At 72.0% G+C, this 15,762-nt stretch carries 16 protein-coding genes; 6 read left to right on the plus strand and 10 right to left on the minus strand.

Going from position 1 to position 15,762, the window contains the following annotated elements:
• Positions 1–282 (minus strand): fibronectin type III domain-containing protein (locus IF73_RS0135430; protein WP_234338440.1); only part of this gene is annotated, 282 nt, incomplete at its 3' end.
• 176 nt (positions 283–458) lie between these two features.
• Between IF73_RS0135430 and IF73_RS0135435 the strand changes: the two genes are divergently transcribed.
• The gene (locus tag IF73_RS0135435) at positions 459–1,058 is read left to right on the plus strand and encodes a hypothetical protein (RefSeq protein ID WP_031015262.1); all 600 of its coding nucleotides are present in this window, start codon (positions 459–461) and stop codon (positions 1,056–1,058) included.
• A gap of 104 nt (positions 1,059–1,162) precedes the next feature.
• Here the strand turns inward: IF73_RS0135435 and IF73_RS0135440 are convergent, their stop codons facing one another.
• From IF73_RS0135440 to IF73_RS0135475, 8 genes are all read right to left on the minus strand, one after another.
• Entirely contained in the window at positions 1,163–2,509 is a 1,347-nt protein-coding gene (locus IF73_RS0135440; RefSeq protein ID WP_107049388.1) for a nucleobase:cation symporter-2 family protein, read from the minus strand.
• Between the two features lie 393 nt (positions 2,510–2,902).
• Positions 2,903–4,291, minus strand: coding sequence for an 8-oxoguanine deaminase (locus IF73_RS0135445; RefSeq protein WP_031015266.1), 1,389 nt, complete (start codon positions 4,289–4,291; stop codon positions 2,903–2,905).
• 48 nt (positions 4,292–4,339) lie between these two features.
• Positions 4,340–5,758 carry a nucleobase:cation symporter-2 family protein gene (locus IF73_RS0135450; RefSeq protein WP_031015269.1) on the minus strand — a complete coding sequence of 473 codons (1,419 nt, stop codon included), beginning with the start codon at positions 5,756–5,758 and terminating at the stop codon, positions 4,340–4,342.
• A 92-nt stretch (positions 5,759–5,850) separates the two neighbouring features.
• Positions 5,851–6,798, minus strand: coding sequence for a factor-independent urate hydroxylase (gene pucL / locus IF73_RS0135455; RefSeq protein ID WP_031015271.1), 948 nt, complete (start codon positions 6,796–6,798; stop codon positions 5,851–5,853).
• Between the two features lie 5 nt (positions 6,799–6,803).
• Positions 6,804–7,211, minus strand: coding sequence for a hydroxyisourate hydrolase (uraH, locus tag IF73_RS0135460; protein WP_031015272.1), 408 nt, complete (start codon positions 7,209–7,211; stop codon positions 6,804–6,806).
• Positions 7,208–7,723, minus strand: a complete 516-nt coding sequence (uraD, locus tag IF73_RS0135465; RefSeq protein WP_031015274.1) for a 2-oxo-4-hydroxy-4-carboxy-5-ureidoimidazoline decarboxylase — start codon at positions 7,721–7,723, stop codon at positions 7,208–7,210. Before uraD ends, uraH begins: the two co-directional genes overlap by 4 nt.
• A gap of 155 nt (positions 7,724–7,878) precedes the next feature.
• Positions 7,879–8,199: a helix-turn-helix domain-containing protein gene (locus tag IF73_RS0135470; RefSeq protein WP_107049389.1), complete on the minus strand. Its 321-nt coding sequence runs from the start codon at positions 8,197–8,199 to the stop codon at positions 7,879–7,881.
• 44 nt (positions 8,200–8,243) lie between these two features.
• Positions 8,244–8,504 (minus strand): hypothetical protein, encoded by a 261-nt coding sequence (locus IF73_RS0135475; protein ID WP_037881565.1) that lies wholly within the window; start codon positions 8,502–8,504, stop codon positions 8,244–8,246.
• Between the two features lie 140 nt (positions 8,505–8,644).
• On the opposite strand from IF73_RS0135475, the gene IF73_RS0135480 reads away from it, so the two are divergent.
• The 4 genes from IF73_RS0135480 (at position 8,645) to IF73_RS0135495 (ending at position 13,315) form a co-directional block, all read left to right on the plus strand.
• Positions 8,645–9,496, plus strand: a complete 852-nt coding sequence (locus tag IF73_RS0135480) for a TIM barrel protein (RefSeq protein ID WP_031015281.1) — start codon at positions 8,645–8,647, stop codon at positions 9,494–9,496.
• A gap of 44 nt (positions 9,497–9,540) precedes the next feature.
• On the plus strand, positions 9,541–10,455 hold the full coding sequence (locus tag IF73_RS0135485; RefSeq protein ID WP_031015283.1) for a 2-hydroxy-3-oxopropionate reductase: 915 nt from the start codon (positions 9,541–9,543) through the stop codon (positions 10,453–10,455).
• A 195-nt stretch (positions 10,456–10,650) separates the two neighbouring features.
• Positions 10,651–12,108: a catalase gene (locus IF73_RS0135490; protein ID WP_031015285.1), complete on the plus strand. Its 1,458-nt coding sequence runs from the start codon at positions 10,651–10,653 to the stop codon at positions 12,106–12,108.
• A 532-nt stretch (positions 12,109–12,640) separates the two neighbouring features.
• On the plus strand, positions 12,641–13,315 hold the full coding sequence (locus tag IF73_RS0135495; protein WP_031015288.1) for a hypothetical protein: 675 nt from the start codon (positions 12,641–12,643) through the stop codon (positions 13,313–13,315).
• Here IF73_RS0135495 and IF73_RS0135500 read toward each other — a convergent pair.
• On the minus strand, positions 13,251–14,591 hold the full coding sequence (locus IF73_RS0135500) for an MFS transporter (RefSeq protein WP_234338441.1): 1,341 nt from the start codon (positions 14,589–14,591) through the stop codon (positions 13,251–13,253). The genes IF73_RS0135495 and IF73_RS0135500 overlap by 65 nt on opposite strands.
• A gap of 46 nt (positions 14,592–14,637) precedes the next feature.
• Between IF73_RS0135500 and IF73_RS0135505 the strand changes: the two genes are divergently transcribed.
• Positions 14,638–15,624: an ArsR/SmtB family transcription factor gene (locus IF73_RS0135505; RefSeq protein ID WP_031015292.1), complete on the plus strand. Its 987-nt coding sequence runs from the start codon at positions 14,638–14,640 to the stop codon at positions 15,622–15,624.
• Positions 15,625–15,762 lie beyond the last annotated feature (138 nt).

Consider the following 15,762-nt stretch of genomic DNA (forward strand, 5'->3'; position numbering starts at 1 on the left):
CGTGGGCTCGGAGATGTGTATAAGAGACAGGGTGTGGCGGGTGCCGGGGGTGAGGCCGGTGACGTCGGTCATGAGGGTGGTGGCGGGGAGTTCCCTGACCTGGCGGCCGTCCTGGAGGACCTGGTAGCCGGTGACGGCGCGGTCGTCGGTGGCGGCCTGCCACATGACGTGGACGGTGGTGGCGCTGCCGGAGGTGGCGGTGAGGCCGGTGGGGGGTGCGGGCGGGGTGGTGTCCGGCGGTGTCCCGGTGGAGCAGGCGGTGAGTGCGGCGAGCACGAGCACGGTCGACAGGCTTGCGGGGAGCGGGCGTTGCACGGGCCGGCCTCCGTCCGTCGGAAAGGTCCAGACCTATATCGCACGCCTGGGGAGACCCGCGCAAGAGGGCTTCACGGGGGCGTTGTCAGTGGGGTGCGCTTCACTGGAACCGTTACTCTCCGTAGTCGATTCTTGGGGGGATCATGACGGACCGTTCGCTGTACGTGTCGCCGGCCGGGGTGCGGCGGCGCGGCTGGACCGACGCGATGGTGCGGGAGCTGCTGGGGCTGCCGGACGTGCAGGGGCGCGACCCTCGGCGGTACGCGCCGCGGCCGGTGCGGCTGTATCTGCTGGCGCGGGTGGAGGCGGTGGAGCGGACGCCGGAGTTCAGGGCGGCGTCGACGGCGCTGGTGGAGGCCCGCCGGAGCGCCGCCGTCGGGGTGCTCGCCGGGACGCGGCGGGCCGCCGTGCTCGCGGCGATCCGGGCCGAGCCGATCGAGGTGCCGCGGCTGCCCGCGGCCGAGCTGGAGCGGCGGGCGGTCCGCCACCGGCACCTGCTGACCGCGCGCGCCCCGGCCGGGCGGGGCGGTCCGGCGCCGGCCGGCTCGCTGGTCCGGTGGCAGGTGGGCTATCTGCGGCAGGCGCTGGCGCGGTACGAGACGCTGCTCGACGGGCTGTACGGCGACACCGGCCGCCGCGAGGCCGAACGGCTGCTGCGGCGCAGGCTGTACGAGGCGATCGCCGCCGCGTATCCGGCGCTGGCCGGGGAGTGCGCCCGGCGGATCGCGCTGGAGTCGGCGTGAGGGCGGCGGGCACGACGCCGCCCCGGGCCCCGCGGGGTGCGCGGGGCCCGGGGCGGGCGGGACGGTTCCCGGGGTGGTTCCCGGGACGGGTCCTGGGGCGGGTCCTAGTGGGCGTGGACCGTCTTGGCGCGGGTCTCGGAGATCTCCTCGCCCGGCTCCATCGGCGCCGTCACCTCGTCGTCGTCCCGGCGCCCGCCGAAGTGGTTGAAGACCACGTTGAGCAGGACGGCCGCGACGCAGCCGGTGGAGATGCCGGAGTCCAGGATGATCTGCGCGGTCTCCGGGAAGGCGTGGTAGAAGTCCGGCTTGGTGATCGGAATGATGCCGACCGCCAGCGAGACGGCGACGATGAGGACGTTGTTGTCCTTCTCCAGGCCGGCCTTGACCAGGGTCTGGATGCCGCTGGCGGCGACCGAGCCGAAGAGGACGACGCCCGCGCCGCCGAGCACCGGGCGGGGCACGACCGAGATCAGCGAGGCCATCACCGGCGAGAGGCCCATCAGGACGAGCAGGCCGCCGCCGCAGGCGACGACGAAGCGGCTGCGGATCCGGGTCATGGCGACCAGGCCGACGTTCTGGGCGAAGGCGCTGCACATGAAGCCGTTGAAGAGCGGGCTGATCGCCGAGCCGAGGGTGTCGGCGCGCAGACCGGCGGCGATGGTCTTCTCGTCGGCGGGCCGCTCGACGATCTCGCCGAGCGCCAGCATGTCGGCGGTGGACTCGGTCATCGAGACCAGCATGACGACGCACATCGAGATGATCGCGGCGAGGGCGAACTGCGGGGCGCCGAAGTGGAAGGGGCTGGGGAAGCCGACGAGGTCCGCCTCGGTCACCGGGGAGAAGTCGGTGACGCCGAAGGGTATGGCGATCAGGGTGCCGAGGACGAGGCCGACGAGGACCGCGATCTGCTTGAGGAAGCCGCGGGTGAAGCGGCGCAGCAGCAGGACGATCGCGAGGGTGACGGCGGCCAGGGCGAGGAATCTGCCCGAACCGTAGTCCTCCGCCGCCGGGTTGGGCCCCTGGGCCCAGCCGAAGGCGACCGGCAGCAGCGAGATGCCGATCAGGGTGATGACGGTGCCGGTGACGACCGGCGGGAAGAACCGCACGAGGCGGGAGAACCAGGGCGCGGCCAGGAAGCCGAGGAGACCGGCGACGATGATCGCGCCGAAGATGACGGGCAGCGCGTCGGCCTTGTTCTCCGTCGTGTCGACGATGGCGAGCATCGGGGCGACGCCGGCGAAGGTGACGCCGTTGACGAAGGGGAGCTTGGCCCCGATCTTCCAGACGCCGAGGGTCTGGAGGAAGGTCGCGAGGCCGGCGGTGAAGAGGCTGGCGCCGGTCAGGAAGGTGAGTTCGGTGCCGGAGAGGCCGACGGCCGCTCCGACGATCAGCGGCGGGGCCACCACGCCCGCGTACATGGCGGCCACGTGCTGGAGGCCGCTGGTGAACATCTTCAGTGGGGGCAGGGTCTCGTCGACCGGATGCTTGGTCCGGTCTTCCGGGGCGGTGCCTGCGTCTTGTGCATTGCGAACCTGGGGCTCGTCGGCCACGGCGGTTCCTCCGGTCGGGTACACGTCGGCGGTGACGCGGGTGTCAGGGAGGTGGTGCGATGCGGTGCGAAGTGCAGGAGGTGCGGCTCGGTGCGGGGTGGTGCGAGGCGCCGGAGGAGGGGGTGCGGCGCGGGGACGGGGCGCCCGGTGGGGGTGCGGGCACGGGTCGCCGTCCCGGGGGGCGCCGTACGACTGGTGCGTACGGCGCCGCCCGGTCGGGCTGCCGCGGAGCCGGTTCGGGTCCGCGGCGACCGGTCGAGGGCCGTCCCCCTCGACCGGACTCCGGGGGGAGCGTCAGCCCTGGGCCGCGATGCGGGCCAGGCGCTGGGCCTCCGTGCGCGCGTCGCGCGCGATGGTGTCCTCGTCGACGGTGAGCAGGCGGTTGTTCTCCACGATCTGCTTGCCGTTGACGAAGGAGGCGGTGACCGGGGCCGCCGCGCCGAAGACGATGGCGGTGACCGGGTCGGCGATCGAGGAGTGGCCGAGGCCGTCGATCTTCCAGAGGACGAAGTCGGCGAGCTTGCCGGCCTCCAGCGAGCCGATGCTGTCGGCGCGGCCGAGGACCTGCGCGCCGCCGTAGGTGCCGAGGCGGAGGGCCTGGCGGGCGTTGAGCGCGGACTCGCGGTGGGCGCCGAGGCGGTTGATCAGCAGGGCGTTGCGGAGTTCGGTGTGGAGCTCGCCGGACTCGTTGGAGGCGGTGCCGTCGACGCCGAGGCCGACCGGGACGCCCGCCTTCAGCATGTCGGGGACGCGGGCGATGCCGGCGGCGAGGCGCGCGTTGGACGACGGACAGTGGGCGACACCGGTCTTCGTACGGGCGAAGGCCGCGATGTCGGAGTCGTTCATGTGGACGCAGTGCGCCATCCACACGTCCTCGCCGAGGAAGCCGGTCGACTCGAAGTAGTCGGTCGGGCCCATGCCGAAGAGCTCGTGGCAGAACTTCTCCTCCTCCACGGTCTCCGAGCCGTGGGTGTGCATGCGCACGCCGAGGCGGCGGCCGAGGGCGGCACCCTCGCGGAGCAGCTCGGTGGAGATGGAGAAGGGCGAGCAGGGGGCGACGGCGACCTGCGTCATCGAGTCGAAGGAGGCGTCGTGGTGCTTCTTGACGGTCTCCTCGGTCGCGGCGAGCGCGCCCTCGGTGGTCTCGACGGCGAAGTCCGGCGGCAGGCCGCCGTCCTTCTCGCTGCGGTCCATGGAGCCGCGGGCCAGGGTGAAGCGCACGCCCATCTCGGAGGCGGCGCCGATGATGGCGCCGGAGAGGTCGCCGGAGCCCTGCGGGAAGACGTAGTGGTGGTCCATGGCGGTGGTGACGCCGCCGCGGGCCATCATGGCGAGCGAGCCCTGGGCGGCGACGCGCACCATCTGCTCGTCGATGCGGGCCCAGGTCGGGTAGAGCGCGACCAGCCAGTTGAAGAGGTTGTGGTCGGTGGCCAGGCCCCGGGTGATCCACTGGTAGAAGTGGTGGTGGGTGTTGACCAGGCCCGGGGTGACCAGGTGGCCGGTGGCGTCGATCCGCCGGACCACGTTCTCCAGGTTCTCGGGGGCCTTGCCGGCGCCGAGGGACTCGATCCTGTTGCCGGCGACGACGAGGTACCCGGAGGCGTACTCGGTGTCGTTCGCGTCGACGGTGGCGATCGCCGCGTTCTCGATGACGATGCGCTGGGCTGCCGAAGGTGCTGCCATGGCGGTGCTTCCTTCATTCCTCATGGGTGGGGTGGGCACGGCAGGACCCTAGGAGGATTTGAGTGCCGGGGCCGTGTGACGGCTCCGGGTGCCGAGATGGTGGAAGAACAGGTTCAGCAGGACGGCGACGAGCGCGCCCGCGCTGATGCCGGAGCCGAGCACGGTCTGCGCCCAGGCGGGGAATCCGGCGTAGAAGGTGGGCGCGGCGAGCGGGATGATGCCCGCGCCGAGCGCGACGGCCACCAGGATGATGTTGGAGCTGTCGTCGAGTCCGGCCTCGGAGAGGGTCCGGATGCCGCTGACCGCGATGGAGCCGAAGAGGACGATGCCGGCGCCCCCGAGGACGGGCATCGGGACCAGGGAGACCACCGCGCCGAGGACCGGGAAGGCGCCGAGCACCAGGAGGGCGCCGCCGGCGACGGCGACCACGTAGCGGGAGCGGACCCGGGTGAGCGAGACGACGCCGACGTTCTGCGCGAAGGCGGAGGTCGGGAAGCCGCCGAAGACGGGGCCGAGCAGGGTGGCGACGCCGTCGGTGCGCAGCCCGCGGGTGATGGTCCTCCCGTCGCTGGGCCGGTCGCAGATCTCGCCGAGGGCGAGCATGCAGGCGCTGGACTCGGTCATGAGGACCAACATCACGATGCACAGGGAGAGGATCGCGGCGGGCTGGAACTCGGGGACGCCGAAGGCGAAGGGGGCGGGCAGCGCGGCGACGGGCGCCTCGCGCAGGGCGGTGAAGTCGGCCATCCCGAAGGGGATCGCGGCGAGGGTGCCGATGAACAGGCCGAGGAGCAGGGCGATCTGCCGGAGGAAGCCGCGGCCGAAGCGCTGGAAGAGCAGGACGACGACCAGGGTGAAGCCGGCGAGGGCGAGGTGCTTCATGGCGCCGAAGTCGGCGGCGGTCCTGTCGCCGCCCTGGGCCCAGCTGACGGGCACCGGCATCAGGGTGACGCCGATCAGGGTGATGACGACGCCGGTGACGAGCGGCGGGAAGAAGCGCAGCAGCCGGCCGAAGAAGGGGCCGACGGCGAGGCAGAAGACGCCGGCGACCATGACCGCGCCGTAGATGGCGGGGAGCTGGTGCCCGGGGGCGCTCGTCTCGGCGATGGCCAGCATGGGGGCGATGCCCGCGGAGGAGGCGGCGTTGACGAACGGGAGCCGGTTGCCGGCGAGGTTCCGGACGCCGAGGGTCTGCAGGAGGGTGGCGAGTCCGGCGATCAGCAGGCTCGCGGCGATGAGCCGGGTCATCCCGGCCGCGTCCAGGCCGACGGCCTGGCCGATGATGAGCGGAGGGGTGACGACGCCCGCGTACATGGCGGCGATGTGCTGGAGCGCGGCGGGGACGAGCCGCGAGGCGGGAAGCTTCTCGTCCACCGGATGGCAGGCGGCCTGGGACGGGGCCGGGGTGGACGACGGGGTGGGACACGGGCCTTCGGCGGACGCCGGCCCCTGTGCGGGCAGTGCCATGCTGGGTTCCCTCCGGTCTGGTGCCGGTCCCCGCCCGACTGCGGGCGGGCGGGGACCGGGTCACTCAGTGCCGCTCAGAGATGTGGTGCCACTCAGAGATTGGTCATGTCGACCGGGATCAGCGCCTCGGCGCCGTCACGCAGGACCGTGGCCTCGATCAGGCCGTACATGCGGTCCGCGGCGTAGTAGACCTCGTTGTCGTTCTTCAGCCCGAAGGGCTCCAGGTCCACCAGGAAGTGGTGCTTGTTGGGGAGCGAGAAGCGCACCTCGTCGATCTCCGCGCGGTGGTTGATGATCCGCGTGGCCATCTGGTACAGCGTCTGCTGGAGGGAGTACGAGTAGGTCTCGGCGAAGGCTTCGAGCATGTGGCGCCTGGTCTGCTCGTAGGACCGCTCCCAGTTGGGCATGCGCTGGTCGTCGTCGGTCCAGTTGAACCGCCAGCGGCCGGAGACCTGGGTGGCCAGGATGCGGTCGTACGCCTCCTGGAGGGTGGTGTACTTGTCCTTGATGTAGCCCCAGAACTCCGAGTTGGTGGAGTTCATGACGACGAGGTCCTTGAGGCCGGAGATGACCTCCCACTTCTCGCCGTCGTAGGTGATCTGGGTGACCCGGGTCTCCTGGCCCTTGCGGACGAAGGAGTGGTTGACCTCGTCGGCGCCGATGAACTTGGAGTTGGCGTCGGAGGAGGCGATGCGCTCCCAGGCGTACTCCTCGATCCGGATCCGGGCCCGCTTGATCGGCTCCTGGCTCGTCACGAAGTGGCGGGCGAGGTGGATGCCGAACTGCTCGGCGGACTCGATGCCGTACTCCTTGGCGAACGCGAAGACGGTGTTCTTCGTCGTGTCGGTGGGGAGGCAGTGGGCGTTGGAGCCGGTGAGGTGGACGTCGTCGAGGTCGCCGGAGAGGGCGACGGAGACGTTCAGGTCCTTGATGTGGTGGGTGGCGCCGTCCCGCGTGATCTTGACGACGCGGTTCTCTGCTTTGCCGTACTGGTTCTGGCCGAGGATCACAGGGTGGGCAGGGCGGGAAAGGGGTGTCATGTCTGCTAGCTCCCTCGGTAAACGGAGTAGCCGAACGGGTTGAGCAGCAGCGGTACGTGGTAGTGCTCGCCCGGCTTGACGGCGAACGTGATCGCCACCTCCGGGAAGAAAGCACCGGCCGGACCGCTGTCCCGATTCGCGGGGGCGTCCTGCTGCGCCTCGGCTTGCTGGTTCTGCTTGCTCAGGAAGTACGCCTCGGTCTCGAAGTCGAGGCGTACGTGGGTGGTGCCGACCGGCAGGGCCGGCAGGTCCTTGCACCGTCCGTCGGCGTCGGTGGCCGAGCCGCCGAGCGCGACCCAGGCGGCGTCGGAGCCGGCGCGGGCGGCGAGCGTGATCGCCACGCCCTCCGCGGGGCGACCGATGCTGGTGTCCAGGATGTGGGTGGACACCGAGGCCGTGGTGTCGGTGCTCATGCGGCGCTCTCTTCCTCTACGAGTCGGGTGAGCCGGATGCGGTTGATCTTGCCCAGTTCGGCGCGGACGATCTCGCGCTCCTGCTCGGGCGCGTTGCCGATCCGGTCCTTGACCGCGTCGCGCATCTGCTCGCCGGTCCTGCCGGTGGCGCAGATGAGGAAGACGTGGCCGAACTTCTCCTGGTAGGCCAGGTTCAGTTCGAGCATCTCGGCCTTGAGCTCGGCGGAGGCACCGGCCATCCCGCTCTGCTCGCGGGTGGAGGTGGCATCCCCTTCCTTCGGACGACCGATCGGCGGGTGGCCCGCCATCGCCTCGGCCAGGTCCTCGGCGGTGAGCTCGGCCGTGGCGGCGTCGCTCGCGAGGAAGAGGGCTTCGGCGGTGGTGTACGGGCGCTGGGCGAGGATCCTGCTCCCCCACGCCGAGCTGGAGCACACCTCGTGGAGCGCGGCGCGGGCCTCGCTGTCCGCCGAGGTGTTGAACCGGGTGAGGCCCGGTGTCGTACCTGAAGTCACGGGAAGCCTCCGTGGCTGTTTTTCGCTGTGCGTCGGACGGGCTGCGGATAGCTAACGCCCTCGACAACAACACGTCAACACTTTGTTGAAAAATCGGCGTTACAAAAGCCGCCGTCCCGACACGTGGACGACGGCTTGTGCCTGCTCTTGATCAACTACGCGTTCTTGGAGGCGTTTTCCCTGTTCAGGTAGTTGTAGACGGTGAAGCGGCTGACACCCAGTGCCCCCGCCACCGTCTCCACCCCGTGCCGCACCGAGAAGGCGCCGCGGGCCTCCAGGACGCGGACGACCTCCTGCTTGCTCTTGCGGTCGAGCTCCGACAGCGGCATCCCGTGCCGCCGCTCCATCGCCGCGAGGATGTGGTCCAGCGAGTCCGAGAGCTGCGGCAGCCGTACGGCGAGGACGTCCTCGCCCTCCCAGGACAGGACGACGTCGTCCGCCGCCGCCTGAGCGGGCTCGAGGAGCTCCGCGCCCATCGCGTCGACCAGCGGCTTCACCGCCGCCGCCAAGGGGTGCTCGGTCACTTCGCGTCCTCCCCGCCCTCACCGATCACGTTGACCTGGAGCGAGACCCGGGTGGCACCGGCACCGAGCGCCTTGCGCAGCAGCTCGTCGACGGCGGTGAGCACGGCGTCGGCGCCGCCTTCCGCGGTGTTGCCGAAGGGGCCGACATCGACCGCGTCCAGTTCGGCCGACTGGATGACCTCACGGGCCACGACCGCGTGCGCCGGCGCCTCGTCGAGGTCGAACGGCTCGGTCGTGAACTCCACTCTCAAACGCACCATGCCCCCACGCTACGGCCCGTTCGGGCCACTGGGGAGCCCCGGACCTGCGGGGACCTCTTGACAAGTCGGACGCTCGCCCGGCAACCTTCCGTCAGACAGAAAACGACTTCCGCAATACGGAAGGAGCGCCGCCCCTCATGGCCCGCTTCTCAGAAGGCGCCGGCTCGGACCAGCGCTTCGATGTGAACCTGTCGATCCTCTTCACGGAACTCCCGCTCCTGGAGCGCCCCGCGGCCGCCGCCGCGGCCGGCTTCACCGCGGTCGAGCTGTGGTGGCCCTGGATCGACACCGCCACCCCCGAGCAGAGTGAGCTCGACGCCCTCAGGAAAGCCCTGGAGGACGCCGGCACCCAGCTGGTGGGCCTGAACTTCTACGCCGGGCAGCTCCCCGGCCCGGACCGCGGCGCGGTCTCGGTCCCGGGCGAGGAGTCCGACCGCTTCAGGGCCAACATCGACATCGCCGCGGACTTCGCCGCCTCGGTCGGCTGCAAGGCGCTCAACGCGCTCTACGGCAACCGCGTGGAGGGCGTCGACCCGGAGGTCCAGGACGCCCTCGCCCTGGAGAACCTGGTCCTGGCCGCCCGCGCCGCCGACCGCGTCGGCGCGATCCTGCTGATCGAGACCCTGAACAAGCCGGAGTCGCCGCTCTACCCGCTGGTGAGCGCCCCCTCCGCGATCGAGGTCGTCGACAAGGTGAACGAGGCCACCGGGCTCGGCAACGCCAAGTTCCTCCTCGACATCTACCACCTGGCCATGAACGGCGAGGACGTCAGCGCCGTCATCGCGCGGTACGCGGACAAGACCGGCCACGTGCAGATCGCGGACATGCCGGGCCGCGGCGCCCCGGGCACCGGTGAACTCCCGCTGGAGCAGCTCCTCGACGAGCTGAGGAAGGCCGGTTACGACGGCTGGGTCGGCCTGGAGTACAAGGCCGCCGACGCCGCCGCGTCCTTCGAATGGCTCGCCGCAGAGGCCCGCCCGGCCCGCTGACGCAGGCCCCCTCCCCGTACCACCTTGTTTTGAGAGGCACCCCCATGAGCAACCTCCCCAGCTCCCCCCAGCCCGCCCGCCCGGCGATCGCGTGGATCGGCCTCGGCATCATGGGCTCCCCCATGTCCGAGAACCTGATCAAGGCCGGCTACTCCGTCACCGGCTTCACCCTGGAGCAGGACAAGCTCGACCGCCTGGCCGCCGCCGGCGGCACCGCGGCCGGCTCGATCGCCGAGGCCGTCAAGGACGCCGACGTGATCATCACGATGGTGCCCGCCTCCCCGCAGGTCGAGGCGATCTCCTACGGCCCCGAGGGCATCCTGGAGAACGCCAAGCGGGGCGCCCTGATCATCGACATGTCGTCGATCACCCCGCAGACCTCGGTCGACCTGGCCAAGAACGCCAAGGAGAAGGGCATCCGCGTCATCGACGCCCCCGTCTCCGGCGGCGAGGCCGGCGCCATCGAGGCCGTGCTCTCGATCATGGTCGGCGGCGAGCAGGCCGACTTCGACGAGGCCCTCCCGATCCTGGAGGCCCTCGGCAAGGTCATCGTGCTCTGCGGCCCGCACGGCTCCGGCCAGACGGTCAAGGCGGCCAACCAGCTCATCGTCGCCGTGAACATCCAGGCGTGCGCCGAGGCCGTGGTCTTCCTGGAGAAGTCCGGCGTGGACCTGCAGGCCGCCCTCGACGTCCTCAACGGCGGTCTGGCCGGCTCGACCGTGCTGACCCGCAAGAAGGACAACTTCCTGAACCGGGACTTCAAGCCCGGCTTCCGGATCGACCTGCACCACAAGGACATGGGCATCGTGACCGACGCCGCCCGCAACGTCGGCGCGGCCCTCCCGGTCGGCGCCGTGGTCGCCCAGCTCGTCGCCTCGCTGCGCGCGCAGGGTGACGGCGGCCTGGACCACTCGGCCCTGCTCCGCGCCGTCGAGCGTCTCTCCGGCGCGCAGCTCTGAGCCGACGCCCCGCCTCGGCGGGGCCCCAGATTTCCGGTCGGCGGCGGTGCTGACACCTGTCCTGTCGCGCCCAAGGCGCCGCCGCCGACCGGAACACCACACTTCAATTTCAACAAACTGTTGACGCCGTCGGAAGAGCATCCTTAGTCTCCACGCATCGTCAGCAGCATCCGTACGGAAAGGCCGCCCCGACACATGACGCAGCGCGTGCTTACGACCGAGTCCGGCGCCCCCGTCGCCGACAACCAGAACTCCGCCACCGCCGGCGTCGGCGGCCCTCTGCTCCTCCAGGACCAGCACCTGCTGGAGAAGCTCGCGCGCTTCAACCGTGAGCGGATCCCGGAGCGCGTGGTGCACGCCCGTGGCTCCGGCGCGTACGGCTACTTCGAGGTGACCGACGACGTCACCGGCTTCACCAAGGCCGACTTCCTCTCCGAGGTGGGCAAGAAGACGGAGCTGTTCATCCGCTTCTCGACCGTGGCCGACTCGCTCGGCGGCGCGGACGCGGTCCGCGACCCGCGCGGCTTCGCGGTGAAGTTCTACACCGAGGAGGGCAACTACGACCTCGTCGGCAACAACACCCCGGTGTTCTTCATCAAGGACCCGATCAAGTTCCCCGACTTCATCCACTCGCAGAAGCGCGACCCCTTCACGGGCAAGCAGGAGCCGGACAACGTCTGGGACTTCTGGGCGCACGCCCCCGAGGCCACCCACCAGATCACCTGGCTCATGGGCGACCGCGGCATCCCGGCCTCGTACCGTCACATGAACGGCTACGGCTCGCACACCTACCAGTGGACCAACGAGGCGGGCGAGGCGTTCTTCGTCAAGTACCACTTCAAGACGAACCAGGGCATCCGCTCCCTCTCCGCCGAGCAGGCCGCCGAACTCGTCGGCAAGGACGCCAACTCGCACCAGACCGACCTGCTCCAGGCGATCGAGCGCGGCGTGAACCCGTCGTGGACCCTCTACGTGCAGGTCATGCCGGCCGCCGAGGCCGCCGACTACCGCTTCAACCCGTTCGACCTCACCAAGGTGTGGCCGCACGCCGACTACCCGCTCCAGCGCGTCGGCCGGATGGTCCTCGACCGCAACCCGGACAACGTCTTCGCCGAGGTCGAGCAGGCCGCGTTCTCCCCGAACAACTTCGTGCCGGGCATCGGCCCCTCGCCGGACAAGATGCTGCAGGGCCGTCTCTTCGCCTACGCGGACGCCCACCGCTACCGCCTCGGCGTCAACCACACCCAGCTCCCGGTGAACGCCCCCAAGGCGACGGTCGCCGAGAACTACGGCCGCGACGGCTTCATGGCGACCCGCAACGGCTCGCGGTACGACAAGAACTACGAGCCCAACTCGTACCAGGGCCCGGCCCAGACCGACGCGCCGCTCTCCGCGCCGCTCGCGATCCACGGCTGGACCGGCACCCACGCGGCCCCGCAGCACACCAAGGACGACGACTTCTTCCAGGCCGGCGAGCTCTACCGGCTGATGTCGGAGGAGGAGAAGTCCCGGCTGATCGCCAACATCGCCGGCGGTCTCTCCCAGGTGTCCCGCGAGGACGTCATCGAGAAGAACATCGCCCACTTCGCCGCCGCCGACCCCGAGTACGGCAAGCGCGTCGAGGAGGCCGTCCGCGCCCTGCGCGAGGACTAGTCCTTCTCGGATTCCCAGACCGCGTACGGCGACTGACGGGAGGTCAGCGCCGTACGCCGTCCGGATCGCCGGCCCGGATGAGGGGTGGCCGGTGATCCGGACAGCGTGAGGACCGCGGCGGCTCCGAGCCAGTGCGGTGGCCAGGACACATCAGGCCCCCCTTCCAGACCTGAAGGAAGGGACCGGCCGAAGCGTCCGCCGGAGCCGCCGCGGTCCCAACGCCCGCTCCCCCCAGGGGAGCCCACCGTCTCCGCCCGGTGGTGCGAACGTCCTGTCGCGCCAGCCTCGCACCGCCGGGCGGTCACCAGACGAGAGCGCGGAACCAGGTTTACGGTCCCTGGTTCCGCGCTCTTTCGTCGTCCCCGCCGCACCGGGCCAGCCTCCCCGCGCCGGACAGCGTCCCCCGCACCAGGACGGCCTCCCCCGCGCCGGGACAGCGCATCGTTTCTGCGGTGAACATCCGCACCCGCACGGAGGAGCGCACCGCGATTCGCCGCCCGTGCGCCCCGGCGGCGGCGCTATCCACCGGTACGTGATCAAGAACCTGATGCGCGGGCTCGTCCCGCTCGCCCTCGTCCTGTCCCCGCTCGCCGCCCCGTCCCCCGCCGCGCCCGCCGCCCCCGCCGGCGTCCAGCTCTTCCCGGACGCGCTCGCCGAACTGGCCGAGGCCACCGAGGACTCCACGGGGTACCAGGAGTCGGCCTTCCCGCACTGGGACAAGGGCCTCGACACCGCCGACGCCTGCGACACCCGCGCCGAGGTGCTGCTCGCGGAGGCCGTCGAGGCGCCCACGACCGGGACCGGCTGCGCGCTCACCGGCGGCCGGTGGACCTCGTACTACGACGGCCAGTCCGTCACCGACCCGGCGCTGCTCCGGGTCGACCACCTCGTCCCGCTGGAGGAGGCGTGGGCCTCGGGGGCGTCCGGCTGGACGGCGGCCCGGCGGGCGCGGTACGCCAACGACCAGGGCGCCGCGGCGACCCTGGTCGCCGTCACCGCCCGCAGCCAGAAGGCGAAGGCCGGCCAGGATCCGGCCGCCTGGGTGCCCGACGGGAACGCCGCCTACTGCCGCTACGTCGGCGAGTGGGTGGGGACGAAGCTGCGCTGGGGGCTCTCGGTCGACAAGGACGAGATGGAGGCGCTCAAGCTGTTCGCCGACGGGCCGTGCGAGGAGACGGTGGTGCTGCGCTCGACAGCCCCGCGGTGAGGGCGGCGGTGACGGCGAGCGAGGCCACGGCCAGCAGGGCCATCGCCGTCGCCGGCGAGGTGAGCTGCGCGAGACCGCCCGCCAGGGCGGCGGCGAGACCCTGGCAGGCGAGCATCCCGGAACCGTGCAGGCCGAGCGCGTGCCCGCTCGACTCGTCCGGGACCAGCGCCAGCAGCCGCTCCTGGTAGAGCAGGCTCGCGCCGTAGCCGACGGCGGAGACCGCCACGGCCGCGCCCGCCGCCACCGCAGGCAGCCCCGTACCGAGCGCGAAGAGCAGGTACGGGGCGGCCAGCAGGGCCTGGAGGGGCGCGCCGAGCCGCCCCCGCAGCCGCGCCGGCACGAACCGCCCCAGGACCGTGTCCCCGGCGAGCATGCCGGCGGCGGCGCAGGCGAAGAGCAGACCGGCCCGGTCGGGGTCGTACGCCACGAAGAGCGCCTCGCAGCCGACGATCAGCCCGTTGGGCACCCACAGCGCCAGATAGAGGAGACGGCGGGGCCGGTCGGCGAGCAGCCGGACGTTGGTCCGCCAGGTCCGGGCCGCCGAGATCCGGCCGCCGGCGCGGGGCGGGCGGGCGGTGAGCCCCCAGCGGTAGAGCAGTCCGGCGAGGAGGTAGAGGCCGGCGCCGGCGAGGAGGGTGCCGCGCGCGGAAAGCACGGCGAGGAGCACGCCGCCGGTGGCGAAGCCGGCGATCTGGCAGACGCCGGCGGCCATGTTCAGCACCGAGCGGCCGAGCAGATAGCGCTCGCGCGGCAGGATCTCGCCGAGGAGCCCGTACCGCACGCCCCCGCCCAGCGACCCGACGACCCCGAGGACCGCGAGCAGCGCGAAGGCGGCGCCGAGCGGCAGCCCGGGCACGGCCTGGAGGCCCGTCCCCGCCGCGAAGACGGCGGCGACGACGGTCAGCGCGGTACGGGGCGGAAGCCGGTCGGCGGCGGAGAGCAGGGTCGTGGCGCCGAGCAGCTGCGCGAGCGAGGGCCCGAACATCGCGAGCGCGCTGAGCAGCGGGGAGCCGGTGGCGCGGAAGACGAGCGTGGCGAGGCCGAGCCCGGCCACGGTCTGGGCGGCGGTCTGCGCGGAGCCGGCGAGGAAGAGGGGCGTGAACTCGGGGGTGCGGAACAGGTCGCGGTAGCCCGCCTGGGCGGGCGCCTCGGAGGCGGAGAGGGGCGTGCCGGGGATTCTGGGGAGGCCGGGAGGGGCGCCGGTACTGTTTCGCGGGACCGCGAAACAGTGTGCGCCGGGCCGGGCGAGCGGCGAGGCTCGGTGCTCAGCGCTCATGCACCAGGAGAGAAGGAGCGCGGGAACGAGCGGGGAGGGGCCGGGCATGGGGTGGTGGCGGATCGGGGCGGACACGCTCGCGGGCGGCCGGTTCGTGGTGTCGCCGCTCGCCGAGACCGTCGCCGCGCTGAAGGCGCTGCACGCCGGGCGGGCCGGGCACCCCGGTGAGCGCAGGTGGCTGGCGGAGCACCTGCCGGCCTACCGGGCGCGGATCGCGGCGGAGCCGCTGGACGGGCTGCTGGTCCGGGCGGCGATCAGCCCGACCTGGAACGCGGACTTCCTCACGCCCACCCCGCTGGGCGAGGGCGAGCGGTGCTTCGAGGAGGAGGTGGCGGTGGTCCGCGCGACCGGCCGGCGGGCCGCCCTGGCCGACCTGGCGGTCTCGGTCGGCGGCCCGGTGCCGGAGCCGCTGGTCTCGGCGCGCGATCTGCCGGAGCGGCTCGCGGAGTTGCTGACCTGGGTGTGGCGGGAGACGGTGCTGCCGGAGTGGCCGCGGCGGCGCCGGGTGATGGAGGCCGATGTGACGGCCAGGACCGCCCGGCTCGCGCGGGACGGCTGGGCGGCGGCGCTGGACGAGCTGTGCCCGGGGAAGATGCGGTGGCTGGGGAACGGCAGGCTCCAGGTCAACGCCCGTGACTATCCCCCGCGTTCGGTCGAGGGCGGCCGGCTGCTGCTCGTGCCGGTGACGCCGAAGACGGGCTGGGTGTCGTGGGACGCGACGCGGGAGGGGGACGAACGGTACGCGATCGTCTACCCCTGCGCGGGAGTTCTGGCGCACGGGGCGGGCCCGGCGGTGCCGGAGGCGCTGGGCGCGCTGCTCGGACCGGCCCGGGCGGGCGTCCTGCTGCGCCTCGAAGCTCCGCTCTCCACCAGCCAGTTGGTGGCGCTGACGGGCCAGGGCCTCGGGTCGGTGGGCCGTCACCTGAAGGTGCTGCACGAGGCCGGGCTGGTACGCCGGAGGAGGGCGGGCCGTTCGGTGCTGTACGACTGGACGGAGGCGGGCGCGGTGCTCGTACGGGCCCAGCGGCCCTAGGCCCTGTCGTCAAACTCCCGCCTGCCCCGCGACGCCATACACGCGCTCTCGCCGCACCGGGTGAAAGCCCGAGTACGTCCAGTACGAGGACTTCCACCCGGCACGCCGAGAGCACGCACCTGACGCCGCGGGGCCGCC

The sequence above is a fragment of the Streptomyces sp. NRRL F-5727 genome (assembly GCF_000719555.1).
In the GTDB taxonomy this organism is placed as follows: domain Bacteria; phylum Actinomycetota; class Actinomycetes; order Streptomycetales; family Streptomycetaceae; genus Streptomyces.

Excerpts from the sequence above, each read along its gene's own strand:
- IF73_RS0135435 (WP_031015262.1), top strand. The coding sequence starts at position 459 with ATGACGGACCGTTCGCTGTACGTGTCGCCGGCCGGGGTGCGGCGGCGC.
- IF73_RS0135440 (WP_107049388.1), bottom strand. The coding sequence starts at position 2,509 with ATGTTCACCAGCGGCCTCCAGCACGTGGCCGCCATGTACGCGGGCGTG.
- IF73_RS0135445 (WP_031015266.1), bottom strand. The coding sequence starts at position 4,291 with ATGGCAGCACCTTCGGCAGCCCAGCGCATCGTCATCGAGAACGCGGCG.
- IF73_RS0135450 (WP_031015269.1), bottom strand. The coding sequence starts at position 5,758 with ATGGCACTGCCCGCACAGGGGCCGGCGTCCGCCGAAGGCCCGTGTCCC.
- pucL (WP_031015271.1), bottom strand. The coding sequence starts at position 6,798 with ATGACACCCCTTTCCCGCCCTGCCCACCCTGTGATCCTCGGCCAGAAC.
- uraH (WP_031015272.1), bottom strand. The coding sequence starts at position 7,211 with ATGAGCACCGACACCACGGCCTCGGTGTCCACCCACATCCTGGACACC.
- IF73_RS0135470 (WP_107049389.1), bottom strand. The coding sequence starts at position 8,199 with ATGGGCGCGGAGCTCCTCGAGCCCGCTCAGGCGGCGGCGGACGACGTC.
- IF73_RS0135480 (WP_031015281.1), top strand. The coding sequence starts at position 8,645 with ATGGCCCGCTTCTCAGAAGGCGCCGGCTCGGACCAGCGCTTCGATGTG.
- IF73_RS0135485 (WP_031015283.1), top strand. The coding sequence starts at position 9,541 with ATGAGCAACCTCCCCAGCTCCCCCCAGCCCGCCCGCCCGGCGATCGCG.
- IF73_RS0135490 (WP_031015285.1), top strand. The coding sequence starts at position 10,651 with ATGACGCAGCGCGTGCTTACGACCGAGTCCGGCGCCCCCGTCGCCGAC.
- IF73_RS0135500 (WP_234338441.1), bottom strand. The coding sequence starts at position 14,591 with ATGAGCGCTGAGCACCGAGCCTCGCCGCTCGCCCGGCCCGGCGCACAC.
- IF73_RS0135505 (WP_031015292.1), top strand. The coding sequence starts at position 14,638 with ATGGGGTGGTGGCGGATCGGGGCGGACACGCTCGCGGGCGGCCGGTTC.